At 57.9% G+C, this 12,089-nt stretch carries 15 protein-coding genes; 9 read left to right on the forward strand and 6 right to left on the reverse strand.

Going from position 1 to position 12,089, the window contains the following annotated elements:
• Positions 1 to 240 precede the first annotated feature (240 nt).
• Positions 241 to 423 (forward strand): hypothetical protein, encoded by a 183-nt coding sequence (locus tag AC2FFH_RS15325; RefSeq protein WP_496844809.1) that lies wholly within the window; start codon positions 241 to 243, stop codon positions 421 to 423.
• Between the two features lie 4 nt (positions 424 to 427).
• Here the strand turns inward: AC2FFH_RS15325 and AC2FFH_RS15330 are convergent, their stop codons facing one another.
• The gene (locus tag AC2FFH_RS15330) at positions 428 to 1,057 is read right to left on the reverse strand and encodes a LysE family translocator (protein WP_108861737.1); all 630 of its coding nucleotides are present in this window, start codon (positions 1,055 to 1,057) and stop codon (positions 428 to 430) included.
• A gap of 52 nt (positions 1,058 to 1,109) precedes the next feature.
• Positions 1,110 to 2,126 carry a DUF418 domain-containing protein gene (locus tag AC2FFH_RS15335; RefSeq protein WP_496844720.1) on the reverse strand — a complete coding sequence of 339 codons (1,017 nt, stop codon included), beginning with the start codon at positions 2,124 to 2,126 and terminating at the stop codon, positions 1,110 to 1,112.
• Between the two features lie 212 nt (positions 2,127 to 2,338).
• On the opposite strand from AC2FFH_RS15335, the gene AC2FFH_RS15340 reads away from it, so the two are divergent.
• On the forward strand, positions 2,339 to 3,205 hold the full coding sequence (locus AC2FFH_RS15340; protein WP_496736758.1) for an alpha/beta hydrolase: 867 nt from the start codon (positions 2,339 to 2,341) through the stop codon (positions 3,203 to 3,205).
• A 9-nt stretch (positions 3,206 to 3,214) separates the two neighbouring features.
• On the opposite strand, the gene AC2FFH_RS15345 is transcribed toward AC2FFH_RS15340, so the two are convergent.
• Positions 3,215 to 4,087: an S-methyl-5'-thioadenosine phosphorylase gene (locus tag AC2FFH_RS15345; protein WP_496736760.1), complete on the reverse strand. Its 873-nt coding sequence runs from the start codon at positions 4,085 to 4,087 to the stop codon at positions 3,215 to 3,217.
• A gap of 200 nt (positions 4,088 to 4,287) precedes the next feature.
• Here AC2FFH_RS15345 and AC2FFH_RS15350 point away from each other — a divergent pair, with 200 nt between their 5' ends.
• Entirely contained in the window at positions 4,288 to 5,922 is a 1,635-nt protein-coding gene (locus AC2FFH_RS15350; RefSeq protein ID WP_496844721.1) for a SulP family inorganic anion transporter, read from the forward strand.
• Between the two features lie 29 nt (positions 5,923 to 5,951).
• On the opposite strand, the gene AC2FFH_RS15355 is transcribed toward AC2FFH_RS15350, so the two are convergent.
• Both AC2FFH_RS15355 and AC2FFH_RS15360 read right to left on the reverse strand, forming a co-directional pair.
• The gene (locus AC2FFH_RS15355) at positions 5,952 to 6,593 is read right to left on the reverse strand and encodes a CatB-related O-acetyltransferase (RefSeq protein WP_496768160.1); all 642 of its coding nucleotides are present in this window, start codon (positions 6,591 to 6,593) and stop codon (positions 5,952 to 5,954) included.
• The gene (locus tag AC2FFH_RS15360) at positions 6,593 to 7,198 is read right to left on the reverse strand and encodes a flavin reductase family protein (RefSeq protein WP_058272253.1); all 606 of its coding nucleotides are present in this window, start codon (positions 7,196 to 7,198) and stop codon (positions 6,593 to 6,595) included. Before AC2FFH_RS15360 ends, AC2FFH_RS15355 begins: the two co-directional genes overlap by 1 nt.
• A gap of 71 nt (positions 7,199 to 7,269) precedes the next feature.
• On the opposite strand from AC2FFH_RS15360, the gene AC2FFH_RS15365 reads away from it, so the two are divergent.
• The 5 genes from AC2FFH_RS15365 (at position 7,270) to AC2FFH_RS15385 (ending at position 10,306) form a co-directional block, all read left to right on the forward strand.
• Positions 7,270 to 7,764: a GNAT family N-acetyltransferase gene (locus tag AC2FFH_RS15365; protein ID WP_109313430.1), complete on the forward strand. Its 495-nt coding sequence runs from the start codon at positions 7,270 to 7,272 to the stop codon at positions 7,762 to 7,764.
• A 52-nt stretch (positions 7,765 to 7,816) separates the two neighbouring features.
• Positions 7,817 to 8,560, forward strand: coding sequence for an EcsC family protein (locus tag AC2FFH_RS15370; protein ID WP_496768163.1), 744 nt, complete (start codon positions 7,817 to 7,819; stop codon positions 8,558 to 8,560).
• Between the two features lie 124 nt (positions 8,561 to 8,684).
• Complete coding sequence (locus tag AC2FFH_RS15375; protein WP_496768165.1) at positions 8,685 to 9,149, forward strand: NUDIX hydrolase; 465 nt, start codon at positions 8,685 to 8,687, stop codon at positions 9,147 to 9,149.
• A 71-nt stretch (positions 9,150 to 9,220) separates the two neighbouring features.
• Positions 9,221 to 9,664, forward strand: a complete 444-nt coding sequence (locus AC2FFH_RS15380) for a DUF1178 family protein (protein WP_496768167.1) — start codon at positions 9,221 to 9,223, stop codon at positions 9,662 to 9,664.
• A gap of 3 nt (positions 9,665 to 9,667) precedes the next feature.
• Positions 9,668 to 10,306, forward strand: coding sequence for an SDR family NAD(P)-dependent oxidoreductase (locus AC2FFH_RS15385; protein ID WP_496768169.1), 639 nt, complete (start codon positions 9,668 to 9,670; stop codon positions 10,304 to 10,306).
• On the opposite strand, the gene AC2FFH_RS15390 is transcribed toward AC2FFH_RS15385, so the two are convergent.
• The gene (locus tag AC2FFH_RS15390) at positions 10,300 to 10,653 is read right to left on the reverse strand and encodes a hypothetical protein (protein WP_496768171.1); all 354 of its coding nucleotides are present in this window, start codon (positions 10,651 to 10,653) and stop codon (positions 10,300 to 10,302) included. The genes AC2FFH_RS15385 and AC2FFH_RS15390 overlap by 7 nt on opposite strands.
• A gap of 165 nt (positions 10,654 to 10,818) precedes the next feature.
• Here AC2FFH_RS15390 and AC2FFH_RS15395 point away from each other — a divergent pair, with 165 nt between their 5' ends.
• On the forward strand, positions 10,819 to 12,057 hold the full coding sequence (locus AC2FFH_RS15395; RefSeq protein ID WP_058272246.1) for an aspartate kinase: 1,239 nt from the start codon (positions 10,819 to 10,821) through the stop codon (positions 12,055 to 12,057).
• Positions 12,058 to 12,089: the final 32 nt, after the last annotated feature.

Consider the following 12,089-nt stretch of genomic DNA (forward strand, 5'->3'; position numbering starts at 1 on the left):
TGCAAGGAAAGATTGCCGCCCCTCACTTGGGACGTTTCGACTGGCCGTTGTCGCGGTTCAGTGTATCGGGCATCCACGTCAGGTAAGGAATGCGCCACTTGCCCTGATCTTTCAAAAATCGCCTGAGCGACATGAAGGTTCATTGCCACAACCTTCTTTTGTTGTTAGGTGCTTGTGAATTACAAATTCTATGCGAAGTATATACAAAGACTATCTTGTATGTCTGGGGTTTTGATGGAAATGGGACGCGTGGGAACGAAAGACGACAAGGTTTCAACCAAGAAAAACAGTCAGTTGGTCCTGCGGCTGGACAAGGATGAACGGGACGAGTTTGTTCAGCTATGCAAAGAGCTGGACACGTCGGCCGCGCGAGAAATCCGGCGGTTCATTCGCGGGTTCATGAAGGAACACGCTGAGGGCTGAGCCCTCAGGCCGGGCGGCGCAGGACAGCCGTGGCCACTCCCATCCCGATTAATGCCAGCCCTCCGAACCGGGTCATTGCGGTGATGACGCCAGAACGGCCGATCATCTGGCGCAGACGGTCCGCCAACAGGGCGTATGCCAGCGAATTCAGCCATGCCAATCCCACGAAAGTTGCGATCAGTATAGCAAATTGCGGTCCGAGTGGGTCAGCCGGGCGCAGAAACTGAGGAACGAAGGCGATAAAAAACGCGATGGATTTCGGGTTCAGCGCGGTGACGGCGGCAGCATGGCCAAAAACGCTGTGGGCGGTGACATTGCGCCCGGTGTCCACAGTCTCAAGCCCGCCCGATGGCGCGCTGCGCAACAGTTTGATCCCCAGCCAGACTAAATAGGCGGCACCGACCCATTTAAGGGCCGTGAATAGGGTAGCCGAGGCCAGGACCAGCGCGCCAAGCCCCAAAAGAGAGGCCGTCATAGCCACCAGATCCCCAACAGCTACACCTGTCGCCGAGGCGACAGCCACGCTGCGCCCTTTGGATAGGGCATAGCTGAGCACCAGCAAGACCGTCGGGCCTGGGATCAATAGTAGGGCGGTAGATGCAGCGACAAAGGCGAGCCAAAGGTCAAGGGACATCGGAAATCCTGTGAATACGTTTCTGGCAACAAGCCCGGACCAGCGCGTAAGGTCAAGCCCTGCGTGGTTGTGTGGTCAAACGCATCAAAGCCTCTAGCGGGCCGCTTTTGAACTTTCGAGACCACAAAATCGCAAAGCCCGCGGATGCCGCGCAAAACGCAAACGCGCAGCCCACGATTTGAGGGGCGTTCAGTGATCCGTTCAGCAAACCCGCCTCTTCTAATATGCCCATGCCGATCAGGATGTGCGCCATATAGAGCGTCAGGCTTTGCCGACCGGGCGCAGTCAGGGCAGGGCCGATGCGCAGCTTTTCGATCTTCGGCCACAGCTTCAAAAGTAATCCGATCACCACGCAAGCTGACCCGGTACCGGCAAGGATGTAGAATGGCCCAGGAGGAATGGACTCTGTTCCCAAATAGGTCGCCAAATCAGGGTCCGCGATCAGCATCTGCGGGAAAAGCGCAAATACTGCGGCTCCAAACCCCCACATGATCAACCGGTGTTGGATGCAGATTGTGTGAAGATCCGACCGACCAATGGCCATTCCAATCAAAAGGAACGCCGCCCAGGGAAAGATCGGGTGCCATCCGTTGAAGAGCAGGTTGCGCAAGGAACCAGGCAGGGTCCAAAGGTCAGTGTATGTCAGTGTGTCCCAATCCCAGCCAAGGTCATAGTTAAAGATCATGACGGCGAAGATGGACAGTGCCATCACCCCAGCCGAACCCAGCCACAACGCGCCTGCGGGGGCCGTCAGGAAAGCTACACCAACAACGAAGTACGCGGCGTAGAAATGCAGGATATCGGCGTCAAAAACAGTCATGTTGACCAGGCCGAGCGCGAACAGAAACACCGCGCGCCGTAGCAGCATCGACGTTGAAACAGAGGATAACCCAATTCCGATGCCGGCCAGGATGACGAACAAAGCGGCGGCGCGGCCTTCCAGCAAATCGATCAGGGTCGAGGCCCAGTCATTGCCAGGGGCGACCTCAGCAGCAATGCGGAAATTCACCAGAACCATTCCGCAAAACGCCAGAAATCGCGCTGCGTCCAATGCCTCAAGTCGCTTCATGCTATCCCTCTGTTTCGCCGGCGTTTTGACGGTGCCGTGCGAACCACAGATCGGTGCAGCACAGGCGATTTTTCAAGATGACGGGCAAAAAAGAGCCGGGGCCGTGCAATGCGGCAACAAGTTTTAAGATTGGATTAAGTGTGCTTCGTGCGGCTTGAAACGGTTCCTCGGGCCACCAACCTTGGACCGGACGCAACGCTTCGGAGAGGCCGATGGTTCAAACAGATCAAACACGCGCGAACGCGACACCTGAACCCAATCCCTCGCGGCTTGCCCACGTAAAGGGCGCGCTGATCCTTTTGGTTCCGGTCCTTGCGGTGATCTACGCGGGCATCGTGGGGTATATGTATGTGAACCAGCAATCGCTGTTGTTCAAACCAGATGGCGAGTTGTCTGCGCCCAATTCGATCGGCCTGGCCGATGTTGAGACCGTTTCCCTCACTATGTCCGATGGTGTCACGCTGACCGCGTGGACTGCCCCACCCGCGATAGAAGGCGCGCCGACGGTTTTGTTTTTTCATGGCCAATCTGGCAATCTGGCCGACCGGGCCGACCGGATGAGAGAGATCCTCAACAGCGGCTTCGGCCTGCTGGCCCCCAGCTACCGTGGCTATCCGGGCAGCGAGGGCGAACCGTCCGAGATGGCGCTGATTTCCGACGGCATCCAGATGTATGACCAGTTGGATCGCCAAGGTGCGGACGTTGTGTTGCACGGCCAAAGTCTTGGAACAGCCGTTGCGACTGCCGTAGCTGAACAGCGCCCAAATGCACAGCTGCTGGTGCTTGAGGCACCCTTTACGGCTACGGTGGACGTCGCGGCGGAAAGATATCCCTGGCTACCGGTGCATGCCCTGATGCGGGATCAGTTCGCGACCCGTGATCTGATCGAGAACGTCACCGTTCCGACTTTGATCTTCCACGGGACCGAGGATGAAACGGTTCCCCTGCATCACGGCGAAGCTTTGGCCGCGATGGCCGGGGAGACGGCGCAGATCTATGTCATCCCGGAGGGCACCCACAACGACCTCTGGTCGCACGGGTTGTGGGATAAGGTTCAACAGTCCTTGCAAGCCAATTAAAGCTGCCGGTCAGAGAACCCGACCAGCAACAGCATCCAGTTTCGCCAGCAAAATGGGATCACGTTTCTCAGGTGCGGTCAGGATGGCAAATTCCAGTGCCCGGTCGCAGCCATGAGGGCAGGGCGCGCGGTCAGCGCCCAGCAGATCGGGCAGACCTTTGACAAGCGCACGGCCTTTCTCGGCATTGCCGGTCAGCGTGGCGATGATGGAGGTGACGTCCACCTCGCCGTGATCCGGGTGCCAGCTGTCGTAATCGGTAACCATGGCGATCGAGGCATAACAAAGCTCGGCCTCGCGGGCGAGTTTGGCCTCGGGCATGTTGGTCATGCCTATCACGTCGCAGCCCCAGTGTTCCCGGTACATCTTGGATTCCGCCAGTGTCGAGAACTGCGGCCCTTCCATCGCCAGATAGGTGCCGCCGCGATGAATGGTGATGCCTGCTGTTCGACCGGCAGTCTCACACGCGTCCGACAGGCGCGGGCAGGTGGGGTGCGCAACACTGACGTGGGCGACGCAGCCGGTGCCAAAAAAGCTCTTCTCGCGCGCAAACGTCCGGTCGATGAACTGATCGACGATCACGAAATCGCCCGGCGCCATGTGCTCGCGAAACGATCCGCAGGCCGAAACTGAGATCACGTCAGTCACACCAAGCCGTTTCAACGCGTCAATATTGGCGCGATAGGGAACGTCAGTCGGGGAATGTACGTGACCACGCCCGTGACGGGGAAGGAACGCCATGTCTACGCCGTTCAGGGATCCGGTCAGGATCTGATCCGAAGGATCGCCCCATGGCGTTTCGACTGTGACCCATTCCGCTTTTTCCAAACCGTCGATGTCGTAAATGCCTGATCCGCCGATGATGGCGATTTTGGTCTGGGTCATGGCTGCTCTCCGTGAAAAACTGTTGAAAGACTTCTGCGTGGCAGCCGCGGGTTTGGCAAGTGGCTTCAAGGGTTTGTGTAACTTGCTTGCTAGCTATGCGGTTTACGCATATCAGGGTCCCGCTGGGTGCAGTATCTAATGTCAGGTATGACAGGTAAAAGGCATCTTTCGCGCGAACAAACAACCCCACAGGACGTCTCATGCCCCGAGCCATGCTGGCAAGCTTTGCCAATCGTATAGCCAAACCCGATCTCCGCTGGATGCCGGATGAGGGGCTGACCGTCTCGCGCTTGCGGATTGAGCTGTTGTCGGGCCTGACCGTTGCGCTGGCGCTGGTCCCCGAAGCGGTGGCGTTTGCCTTTGTCGCAGGTGTCCACCCGTTGGTCGGACTGTATGCCGCGTTCATGGTGGGTTTGATCACGGCGCTGATCGGCGGGCGTCCAGGCATGATCTCCGGCGCAACCGGCGCTCTGGCTGTTGTGATGGTGGCGTTGGTGGCTGAACACGGGGTGGAATACCTGTTCGCCACGGTGGTTTTGATGGGCATTTTGCAGGTCATTGCAGGCGCGATGCATTGGGGCCGGTTCATCCGACTGGTGCCGCATCCGGTGATGCTGGGTTTTGTGAATGGTCTGGCAATCGTGATTTTTCTGGCCCAGATGGGGCAGTTCAAGGTGCCCGGCACCATGGAAAATACCGGCCACGGTGTGGGCGGTGGCGAATGGCTTTCGGGCCTACAGCTTTATACGATGCTGGGACTGGTCGCGCTGACCATGGCGGTGATCTGGGTCATGCCGCGCATCACACGCATTATCCCTGCGCCTTTGGCTGGGATCGTTGTCGTGGCCGCGCTGGTAATTGGCTTTGGTCTTGATGTGCCGCGCGTTGGTGATCTGGCCTCAATTGAGGGCGGCCTGCCGGCGTTTCACATCCCGATGGTGCCGCTGAACTGGGAAACCTTTGAGATCATCTTGCCCTACGCTGTCATTCTGGCCGCCATCGGCTTGATTGAATCCCTGCTGACCCTGAACCTCGTTGGTGAAATCACCGGCAAGCGCGGAGGGGCCTCGCAAGAATGCATTGCGCAGGGTGTGTCCAATGTAGCGACTGGATTCTTCGGCGGCATGGGCGGTTGTGCGATGATCGGTCAGTCGATGATCAACGTAAAATCCGGCGGCCGTACCCGCATCGCCGGGATTGCTGCGGCCCTGTTCCTGCTGGTGTTCATCTTGTTCGCCTCACCGCTGATTGAGCAGATTCCGCTGGCTGCGTTGGTTGGTGTAATGTTCATGGTGGTGATCGGGACCTTTGCCTGGAACTCGTTCAAGATCATGCGCAAGGTGCCCCTGATGGATGCGTTCGTCATCGTTCTGGTGACTGTTGTGACCGTGATGGAAGACCTTGCGGTTGCCGTAGTTGTAGGTGTGATCGTCTCAGCTCTTGCCTATGCTTGGAACAATGCGAAACGCATCCATGCGGTCACACGGGACTCGGAGACGGAAGAAGGCGCAAAGGTCTATGAGATTCAGGGGCCTTTGTTCTTTGGTTCGTCCGACGGATTCATTGAACTGTTTGATATTCAGAACGACCCTGACACTGTAATCGTGGACTTTGCCGAAAGCCGCGTCGTGGATCAATCCGCGCTGCAAGCCATCGAGAACATCGCTGGAAAATACGAGGCTGCGGGCAAACGCGTCATGCTGCGCCACCTCAGCCGGGATTGCCATAAACTGCTGAACAAGGCCGGCCACCTTATGGTCGATAGCGACGATGACCCGGACTACGAATTGGCCGTCGATTACTCGGTCCGCACGGGTGTGCTGGGCGGGCATTGATTGCAAAAGGCGGCCACTTCGGCCGCCTTTTACTTTGGAGCAATCCGTTCCAATTCTTCAATATTACCAGACAGAAGCGCCTCTTCGGCTTCGGCGATCTTCTCGGCGGGCCAATCCCACCAGTTCAATGCTAAAAGCCGGTCGATGGTGTCCTTTTCGAACCGGAACCGCCGCACTTCGGCAGGGTTCCCGGTAATGATCGCATAGGGCGGTACGTTTCCGCGAACAACAGACCCGGCACCAATAATTGCCCCCGAACCGATCTGCGCACCGGGCAGGATCATCGCGCCATAGCCAATCCAGACATCGTGGCCGATGAGAGTGTCGCGCGTGTCCGGCTGAAACCCGGTCATTCCGTCCGGGTCGAACACTGGAAACGGAAAGCACGTCAATCCATCCATTGAATGATTGGCCGATGACGTGATGAAACGTACGCCATGGGCGATCTGACAGAACTTCCCCAGCCCTAGCTTTTCTTGCGAAAACGGAAACAGGTAGGGGGCAAGTCGTTGCGCCCAATCCTCGGGCGCATCAAAATCCGATGCGTAGCTGTATTCTCCGGCCTGAAACTTGGGATGGTCAATCGCTTCAGACAGGAAAACCGTGCCCTTGTGATCAGAGCCGTCAGGGAGCGTTATCGGGTATCTGCGTAAGTGGTCAGGAATTGGCATCAGTCATCCGGTCGTGAAAGGCTGAACAGCTCGGTGACCACCGAATAGTCCCGGTACCCAAGCCTTGCCAGCGGTTGGAATGTTGTGACGTCGAACATTCCATCTTTCAAGCAATCGTCGCGCAGATGTACGCCGGTTACTTCTCCGAACACCACCCGATTGGCCTCGCCCGGAAGGGACACGATCTGGGTTAGCTTGCATTCCAGCGCTGCCGGAGCCCCATCGATCCGGGCGCATGGGATGGTTTCGCATTCCAAGGGTGTCAGGCCTGCATGGCCAAATTCGTCGACATGTTTCGGCAAGCCTGCTGAGCTGGCATTCATCGCGTCGCGATGTGCGTGGGCGACGACGTTTACACAAAACACCCCCGTTGCCTTGATATTGGCAAGACTGTCTTTCGTGCCGTCTTGATCGTGTTTGGTTCCGGTTGAAGCAAACATCACCTGCGGCGGGGTGTAAGCAACGCCGTTGAAAAACGAATACGGAGCCAGATTGTTGATCCCATCTGTGTCACGCGTCGAGATCCAGCCAATCGGCCGCGGCGTGATAATGGCGTTGAACGGATTGTGTGGCAGGCCGTGGCCGTCTTCGGGGCGATAGAACATAAGATCTCCAAGCGTTTGCCCAAGGCGTACCGAAGTGCTAGGGCGATTGCCAGCTAGGAAAAGAGGGCAGGGTGCAGCAGTTCGTGATCAGGCCGGAGGAGCCGGATGATTGGTGGGAGGTCGAGGCACTTTACGACCTGTGCTTTGCGCCGGGGCGTGAAGCGCTGTCCTCGTATCGTCTGCGCGATGATGTTCCACCCGTGTCGGGCCTTTCGCTTGTTGCGCGCGACGGGCAGGGCATTCTGGCCGGGGCGATCCGTTTCTGGCCCGTGCATGTGGGCGATCACGACGCTTTGTTGCTGGGTCCCGTGGCGGTGCACCCGACCCACCAGGGCGAAGGTCTGGGGGGATTCCTGATCCATCAGGGGCTTGAGGCTGGTCGCGAAATTGGCTGGCAAAGGGCAATGCTGGTGGGCGATGCGCCTTATTATGCGCGTTTCGGGTTCACCCGGCTTTCCGGTGTGGAAATGCCGCCCCCAACAAACCCTGACCGGGTCTTAGGCGTGGAATTGAGCCCCGGTGAATGGTTGAATGTGCGTGGCGAGGTGACCCGCTGGACGCGCTGAGCTATTGAAACCCTGCCGTTCAGCCCCGATGTTTAACGTCAGGAGGGCTTATATGCAGGACGTGCTTCTAGTCGAAAAGCTGGATACCGATGCCGAATTGGATCGGTTGGCCAAGTATTACAGAACCGCCGGAGGTCCCGGCGTTAAACTGTTGAACAGTTTGGGGGGGTCGGCGGAATCGCTACTGGAACAACTTCCTGTATCTGTGCGGGAGGGGCTGACAGGGGCCTCCGAACAGGCGCTTTGGCTAGCGATGCACGCAGCCGAGGGTTCGCGTCGTGCCGTTCCGGATCAAAAGCCATGGGTGAACACGGCTGTCGCAACGGCGATGGGGGCGGCCGGTGGCATGGGTGGCGTGTCGACTGCCCTGATGGAATTGCCTGCAACAACGGCCATGCTATTGCGTGCCATTCAGGGTGCGGCGTTCCGCGAAGGGTTCGATCCGTCCGAGGAAGGCGTCAAATTTGATTGCGTTCGGGTCCTGTCCGCAGCCGGACCACTGTCTTTTGACGATGGCGCCGATCTGGGTTTCTTTTCGGTCCGCCTGACGTTGACTGGCCCAGCGATGCAAAAGCTAATTTCAGCGGTAGCGCCGCGACTGTCCATTGTACTGGGCCAGAAGCTGGCAGCGCAATCGATACCGGTTCTGGGTGCGATCGCAGGTGGTGGTACGAACTATGTCTACACCCGATATTATCAACAGGTGGCGCGCGTTCACTTCGGGTTGCGGCGACTGGCAATCGATGCCGATATCCCGCATGAAGATCTGGTTCGGAAGCTGGCTGCCCGCGTTTGAAACCGACCTAAATGCTTGGAAGAAACCGCACCATATGGTATTCTGACCCCAGCCGGCCGCTAAATGTATAAAAACCTCAAAGGTCGGCGATTGAGGGTGAAAGCAGTTTGAAAGGTGGTGCGGCGTGATCGGTGCGAGGCAACCGACGTGTCTGCGGGGAAGCGAACAGCACCTGCGGCTTAAGCATCAATCGGCAGCGCTCTGCTATCGCATCAAACACGGAAAGCTCAGGGTTTTGCTGATCACAACGCGCAAATCCAAGCGCTGGATCATACCGAAGGGCTGGCTAATCGAGGATATGACACCGTCGCAAACCGCCGGACGAGAAGCTTGGGAAGAGGCTGGGGTTAAAGGCAACTGCGCAAACAATCCCATGGGCCGTTTCTCATATTTGAAACCCCACTCCAGTACGAACCCCGTATTGTGTCTGGTGGATGTCTTTCCCCTCTGTGTTACGTCGATAGCGCCTGAATTTCCTGAACGGGCCCAACGAAAGCGAAAGTGGGTTTCGCCTAAAAAAGCGGCCTCTCTGGTGAAATCGCGGGAACTGTCCCTTTTGTTACGCCGTCTTGGCCCGATTCTACACTGACTCGCCTTGCGAAGGGCTTGATCTTGCCATGTCTGTCGGTATCTATTTGCCTACCGGAAAATGGACGGACCATGATTCAATATTCGCTGAAATGCAGCCGCGACCATACATTTGACAGTTGGTTTCAATCGGCCGCCGCTTACGACAAACTCGCCTCCGCAGGTATGGTGACCTGCGTTGTGTGTGGTGACGCGCAAGTAGATAAGGCTATCATGACCCCTCGCGTTCGTCCGGCCCGCAATGCTCAGACAACTGAACCACAAGGCAAACAGGTGGATGTCGCGACCCCGTCGCCAGACATCGAGAAGGTGCTGGCCGATCTGCGCCGCAAGGTCGAGGAAAACTCGGACTATGTCGGTAAGGACTTTGCCAAAGAGGCGCGTAAGATCCATTTGGGCGATGCGCCCGAACGCGCGATTTATGGCGAAGCCAAGCCCGATGAGGCGAAAGCGCTGATTGAAGATGGCGTGCCGGTTTCGCCGCTTCCTTTCCTACCCACCCGTAAAACGAACTGACCCATGCATATCGTTATCACCGGCGCTAATCGCGGAATTGGCCAAGCTCTGGCAGATCGTTACCGCGCGCAGGGGCATGACGTTACCGGAACCGCCCGGGATTCCAGTGCGCAGCTTGTACTGGATGTGACTGATCCGAAACAGCAGGCCGCGATGGCACAAGGGCTTGCGGGTCGTCCGGTTGATCTGTTGATCTGCAACGCCGGGGTCTATCTGGACAAAGGCCACGGCATAGACGGCTATCCTGCCGACATGTGGGCGCAGAGTTTTGCGACCAACGTGACGGGCGTGTTTCTGACCGTGCAGGCGCTTTTGCCCAATCTTCAGGTCGCGAAAGGCAAGGTTGCGATCCTGTCGTCCCAGATGGCGTCGCATACGCGCGCGCCCGGTGGCAGCTATATCTATCGTGCGTCCAAAGCGGCGGCCCTGAATCTGGGGCGCAATCTGGCGACGGATTTGCGCGCGGATGGTGTCGCCGTTGGCATCTACCATCCGGGTTGGGTGCAGACGGATATGGGGGGCACTCAGGCTGCGATCACTGTTGATCAGGCTGCCGACGGGCTGCTTGACCGCTTTGGGGCATTGTCACTTGCCACAACCGGGTGTTTTGAAACCTGGGACGGTCAGCCGCACGCTTATTGACGTTTCAAAGCCGCCGTTGGGATTTCGTAAACTTCATCCGGATCGATGAAGACCACCGTTAAATCACCCCGTGTTTCGTGACTGATCCGGGCAGGTGAGCTGCTAGAGGTCGGTACACCATCCGTGAAATAGATGCTGCGTACTTCGGCTCCGCCCAGCCCCACTGCCAAGGTCGTAGTACCGTCGTCATGGTGGCGCAGCTCGGCGTGGCAGCTGCTTAGCGCTGCACCGGCTTTGGCACAGGGCACCGTGCCCAAAGCATTCTTGCCGTCGGTTGCTGCCAGCGTAGAGACCTGCGCAAAGGCGGATGAAGACAAAAGGGCGAGGGCTGCGGCAACGCGGAACATGGAAAACCTCTGGGAATAATTGCGGGGTGCAGGCTGACAGCCTCTGTGGCCGTTGTAAAGCGGTCAGATGCGGCCATCCGACCGGTTTTGAACTCTTGCCCTTGCGGCCCCCCTCGCATAAGACGCACGAGACCAGAAATCCAAGGCGCGGAGACACTTGCCCCCATGCCCTTACTCGTGATGAAATTTGGCGGCACTTCGGTTGCCAACCTTGACCGTATCCGCCGCGCAGCCAAGCGCATCGGCGTCGAAGTGGCGAAGGGCTATGACGTGATCGTCATCGTCTCGGCCATGTCCGGCAAGACAAACGAGCTTGTGGGCTGGGTCGATGAAACATCACCGTTGTACGATGCGCGGGAATATGATGCCGTCGTGTCCTCGGGTGAGAATATCACCGCTGGCCTGATGGCGTTGACGTTGCAGGAAATGGATGTCCCGGCCCGCAGCTGGCAGGGCTGGCAGGTTCCGCTGATGACCACCAGCGCCCACAGCCAGGCCCGGATCGAAGAAATTCCGACCGATAACCTGAACCAGAAGTTTGGCGAGGGCATGAAGGTTGCCGTGGTCGCCGGGTTCCAGGGCATCAGCCCGGAAGGCCGTATCACGACCCTGGGCCGAGGTGGGTCGGACACCACCGCCGTGGCATTTGCCGCCGCCTTCGGTGCCGAGCGGTGCGACATCTACACGGATGTTGACGGTGTTTATACCACCGACCCGCGCATCTGCGAAAAAGCACGCAAGCTGGACCGAATTTCGTTCGAGGAAATGCTGGAATTGGCCTCGTTGGGGGCAAAGGTTCTGCAAACCCGCTCTGTCGAACTGGCGATGCGTTACAAGGTAAAACTGCGCGTTCTTTCAAGCTTTGAGGAACAATCCGACGAGGCCGGTACCCTGGTCTGCGATGAGGAGGATATCATGGAATCCAATGTTGTGGCCGGTGTGGCCTATTCCCGCGACGAAGCCAAGATGACCGTTGTCTCGGTGGCTGACCGCCCGGGCATCGCGTCGATTATCTTTACCGCGCTCAGCGATGCGGGCGTGAATGTCGATATGATCGTGCAGAACATTTCGGACGAGGGGCGCACGGACATGACCTTTTCCTGCCCCACCGATCAGGTGGCGCGCGCCGAACAGGCATTGCTGGCAATCAAGGATGCGGGTGAGCTGAACTATGCCGAACTGGTCGCGGACCAGGATGTCTGCAAGGTCTCGGTCGTGGGTATCGGTATGCGCTCGCAGTCGGGCGTGGCGGCCAAGATGTTCAAGATACTCTCGGATGAGGGGATCAACATCAAGGTCATTACAACCTCTGAGATTAAAATTTCCGTCCTTGTCGACAGGAAATACATGGAACTTGCTGTTCAGGCACTGCATGATGCCTTTGAATTGGACAAGGCGGCCTAAGCATTTCAGCCAAAGGTCTCGCCTGATTCCGT

The organism is Ruegeria sp. YTSC003, assembly GCF_059609785.1.

Excerpts from the sequence above, each read along its gene's own strand:
- AC2FFH_RS15325 (WP_496844809.1), top strand. The coding sequence starts at position 241 with ATGGGACGCGTGGGAACGAAAGACGACAAGGTTTCAACCAAGAAAAAC.
- AC2FFH_RS15330 (WP_108861737.1), bottom strand. The coding sequence starts at position 1,057 with ATGTCCCTTGACCTTTGGCTCGCCTTTGTCGCTGCATCTACCGCCCTA.
- AC2FFH_RS15335 (WP_496844720.1), bottom strand. The coding sequence starts at position 2,126 with ATGAAGCGACTTGAGGCATTGGACGCAGCGCGATTTCTGGCGTTTTGC.
- AC2FFH_RS15340 (WP_496736758.1), top strand. The coding sequence starts at position 2,339 with ATGGTTCAAACAGATCAAACACGCGCGAACGCGACACCTGAACCCAAT.
- AC2FFH_RS15345 (WP_496736760.1), bottom strand. The coding sequence starts at position 4,087 with ATGACCCAGACCAAAATCGCCATCATCGGCGGATCAGGCATTTACGAC.
- AC2FFH_RS15350 (WP_496844721.1), top strand. The coding sequence starts at position 4,288 with ATGCCCCGAGCCATGCTGGCAAGCTTTGCCAATCGTATAGCCAAACCC.
- AC2FFH_RS15355 (WP_496768160.1), bottom strand. The coding sequence starts at position 6,593 with ATGCCAATTCCTGACCACTTACGCAGATACCCGATAACGCTCCCTGAC.
- AC2FFH_RS15360 (WP_058272253.1), bottom strand. The coding sequence starts at position 7,198 with ATGTTCTATCGCCCCGAAGACGGCCACGGCCTGCCACACAATCCGTTC.
- AC2FFH_RS15370 (WP_496768163.1), top strand. The coding sequence starts at position 7,817 with ATGCAGGACGTGCTTCTAGTCGAAAAGCTGGATACCGATGCCGAATTG.
- AC2FFH_RS15380 (WP_496768167.1), top strand. The coding sequence starts at position 9,221 with ATGATTCAATATTCGCTGAAATGCAGCCGCGACCATACATTTGACAGT.
- AC2FFH_RS15385 (WP_496768169.1), top strand. The coding sequence starts at position 9,668 with ATGCATATCGTTATCACCGGCGCTAATCGCGGAATTGGCCAAGCTCTG.
- AC2FFH_RS15390 (WP_496768171.1), bottom strand. The coding sequence starts at position 10,653 with ATGTTCCGCGTTGCCGCAGCCCTCGCCCTTTTGTCTTCATCCGCCTTT.
- AC2FFH_RS15395 (WP_058272246.1), top strand. The coding sequence starts at position 10,819 with ATGCCCTTACTCGTGATGAAATTTGGCGGCACTTCGGTTGCCAACCTT.